The sequence below is a fragment of the Treponema sp. UBA785 genome (assembly GCF_002297065.1).
Taxonomy (GTDB): domain Bacteria; phylum Spirochaetota; class Spirochaetia; order Treponematales; family Treponemataceae; genus Treponema_D.
The window spans coordinates 10,459-13,666 of the sequence record NZ_DBJD01000029.1; the positions used below are offsets into that span (position 1 = coordinate 10,459).

Genomic DNA, 3,208 nt, shown 5'->3' on the forward strand with positions numbered 1-3,208 from the left:
CGGTCAAAACGTTCGCGGGCCAATCCTGTTTTTGGCAAAATTAGCGGTACTGAAGAGACAATGTCCTGAGGGCTGCCGCTCACTTTTTCGTACGGACCTCCAGTGCTTGCTGCAAAGACAAGAGGTGTGCTTCTTACAGGAATACAATCTATTCCGCTCAGCCCCGTTTCTGGAATTGCCGCAACGGCTACATCGGCTTCTCCGTTTTTTACAGCTTGAATTGCACCAGCAGGATCTCCCGTTTGAACATTTAAATGCAAGTCTGGAAAACGCTCCGCAACTTTCTGCAAAAACGGCGGCATAATTGAATAGCAGGCCGTTACAGAAGCATAAACTTTTAAGGTTCCGGTTATGAGAGATTTTGATGAATTCAATTTTGCAAAAACATCTTCCTTCTGTTGCAGGCACTTTTCCGCAAATTCGGCAAATTTCTTTCCTTTTTCTGTTAATGCGGCTTCGCGGTTATTGCGTTCAAAAAGCTGACAGGAAGTTTCGTCTTCTAGCCTTGTAATCAAACGGCTGAGGGCAGAAGGACTTAAATTTATTTTTTCGGCGGTTTTTGCAAAGTGAAGAGTTTTTGAAAGAGTTAAAAAAGCATTCAGTTCAAAAAAGTCCATAATTCAACCTCAAAAACCTTAAAATTGAAATTTTTAAAGGTTTTTTATACAATTAGTTACAATAATATATATAAATTGCCGATAATAAAACAGAATCCGGAGGAATTAAAAATGAAAAAAACATTTATCGCTATGACAGTTGCCGCTTTATCATTCAATATTTATGCTTTTGATCCTGCCGCTGCTGTTTCTCTTTCTGCACCTGTTAAGGATTATACAAAAACCACTTATACGATTACTGAAAAATTTGGTGAGTATTATCGTTCTCCAAAGGCAAAATACCTTCATGTCTTTGACGCAAACGGAAGACAGACAGAAACTTCTGAATTTACGGCAAAGGGCGCAGTTGTTGACCGTTTAGTTTTTGCTTACGATGCTGCTGGAAACTTAACATCAACGACAGGATTTGATTCTGACGGAAAAATAAGCTGGAAAACAGTTACAGTTTACGATTCAAACGGAAACAAAACCGAAGAATCTGAATACAATGCAAGCGATATGCTCGTTAACAAAAGTATCTGGAAAATAAGCCCAGAAAAACAAAGCGAAGAAGCATATTACAATGCGGACGGAGCACTTCTCGGAAAAACAATTGTAAAATTTGACGATGCAGGACGCGACAGCGAAGTTTGTTCTTACAACGCAGACGGTTCTTTGCAGCAAAAACGCGTTTACACTTACAACGATGCCGGAAAACTTTCTGAAATTTCTTATCCTCTTTCTGATGGAACTGTTACTCAGAAAGTAGTATTCCGTTTTGACGAAAAATATTCGGTTACAGAAGAGCAGACTTACAACGAATCAAACAAACTTGTAAAGAGAATTATTTATAAATACGATGACAAAGGAAATGTTGCAAGAACTACAACTTATGCCGTTTCTCAGAAATTTGGAACGACAGTAAATGAGCTCATCGACATAAATGAATATTCTTACACTTACGGAAATTCATCTTCTGCAAATTCGGACGCAAAATAATTTTTTTGATTTGTAAAAAACGTAGAATTGGCTTTTAATGGCTGGTTTTGCAAATAAACAAAAAATGCTGGAATTAGAACAAATGTTCAGTTTTCCAGCATTTTTTTTGCTTTTTTTTTCAATTACTATTACACTCGTTTTTATTATTCAATTGTACGGCTTATTACGCCACCGCCACGAATTACACCGTCAATATAAAGAACGGCCGACTGTCCTGGAGCAACTGCGCGCTGAGGTTCCTTAAAAGTGATTTTCCACGGAGTTCCAGAATAAACCGTTTTGTCGTCTTCAGAAGGAATATATTTTTCTACAACTGCTGCCGCTGGTCTGCTTGCAAGCCGAATTTTCACTAGCGCTTCGACAGGTTCTGATGGTTCAATTCCTGCCGGCCAGACAAAATCGTCTGCAATCAGGGCATTTGAATTTAAGTCGTCATTTTTTGCCAGAACAACCAAATTATTTTTTGCGTCAATGTGCTGAACGTAAGCCGGATAATTCAATGCAACGCCAAGACCTTTTCTCTGACCGATTGTGTAGTGTTCGATTCCTTTGTGCCGTCCAAGAACATGACCGTCCAAATCGATGATGTCGCCAGGAACGCTCGGTTTGTCGTTAAAAAGCATTTCAAAATATTCAGGCGGAATAAAATCCTGGCTTTCTTCGCGTTTTGCCGCTTCAAGGTTTGCCTGTTTTGCAAGTTCAAAAACCTCTTTTTTCTTCATAGATGCGAGCGGAAACCTTACTTTTTCGAGAAGTTCCGACGGCAGGCGGTAAAGAAAATAAGTCTGGTCTTTTGTTGAATCGGCGGCTCCGGCAATCATAGCAGGCTTTGCGTCTGTCCCAAAGATTCCGGTTTCCGGACGGACAACGCACGCATAATGACCAGTGCAAAAATAGTCAAAATTGATTTTAAGTTCTTTTAATCCGGCAAGCAGCGCATCAAATTTTATAAAACGGTTGCAGCGAATACACGGATTTGGAGTGCGGCCGGCACGATATTCGCTTTTAAAATATTCAAGAACGACTTTTCTGTAAGTTTCTTTTACATCGATAACGTGATACTCAATGTCGTGTTCTTTGCAGAATTTTTCGCACTCGGCAATATTTTCTTCTTCTCCAGGACCATAGCAGGCTTCCCGAACCGGTTTGTCAGTCTTTACTTCTGGCAATCTTCCGTCCCAAATGGACATTGTTGCTCCAATTACTTTACACCCATTGTTTTTGAGCAAAAGAGCGGTCAAAGTTGAATCAACACCGCCCGACATTCCGACAACAACAGTATCGCCGGCTTTTGGCATATCAAGATTTATATAATTCATAAAAACTCCAAGAATTCTGATAGCAAAAATTAAACGATATAAAAAAAATAATCAAGGATTTTTATATTTCGGAGCGCATTTTTTGCAAAAGGAATATTTGCCAGACAGAACTGTCCAGTTGTCGCAAAAACCGGCTTTCCAGGGTTCCGCTTTCGCTACATCCGCTAACGCGGATGCTCCGCACCCTTCCAATCCGGGCTGCAAGCCCGGACGTGCGCTTTAGCGCACAGGTAAAAAGAACGGGTTTTGCGTAAGCAAAAGCCGCAGCATGCGAAGCATGCAAGCATCCGGGCT

Annotated in this window: 3 protein-coding genes; 1 reads left to right on the forward strand and 2 read right to left on the reverse strand. The window is 40.5% G+C overall.

The genetic code is table 11. The features are described from left to right. Nucleotides 1–617, reverse strand: a 617-nt coding sequence (locus B2X33_RS01990) for a LysR substrate-binding domain-containing protein (protein ID WP_296667221.1), incomplete at its 3' end; no start/stop codon positions are given. Between the two features lie 111 nt (nt 618–728). Between B2X33_RS01990 and B2X33_RS01995 the strand changes: the two genes are divergently transcribed. Further along, nucleotides 729–1,595, forward strand: a complete 867-nt coding sequence (locus tag B2X33_RS01995; protein ID WP_296667224.1) for a hypothetical protein — start codon at nt 729–731, stop codon at nt 1,593–1,595. 143 nt (nt 1,596–1,738) lie between these two features. Here B2X33_RS01995 and mnmA read toward each other — a convergent pair whose 3' ends face one another. Beyond that, nucleotides 1,739–2,914, reverse strand: coding sequence for a tRNA 2-thiouridine(34) synthase MnmA (gene mnmA, locus B2X33_RS02000; protein ID WP_296667226.1), 1,176 nt, complete (start codon nt 2,912–2,914; stop codon nt 1,739–1,741). Nucleotides 2,915–3,208: the final 294 nt, after the last annotated feature.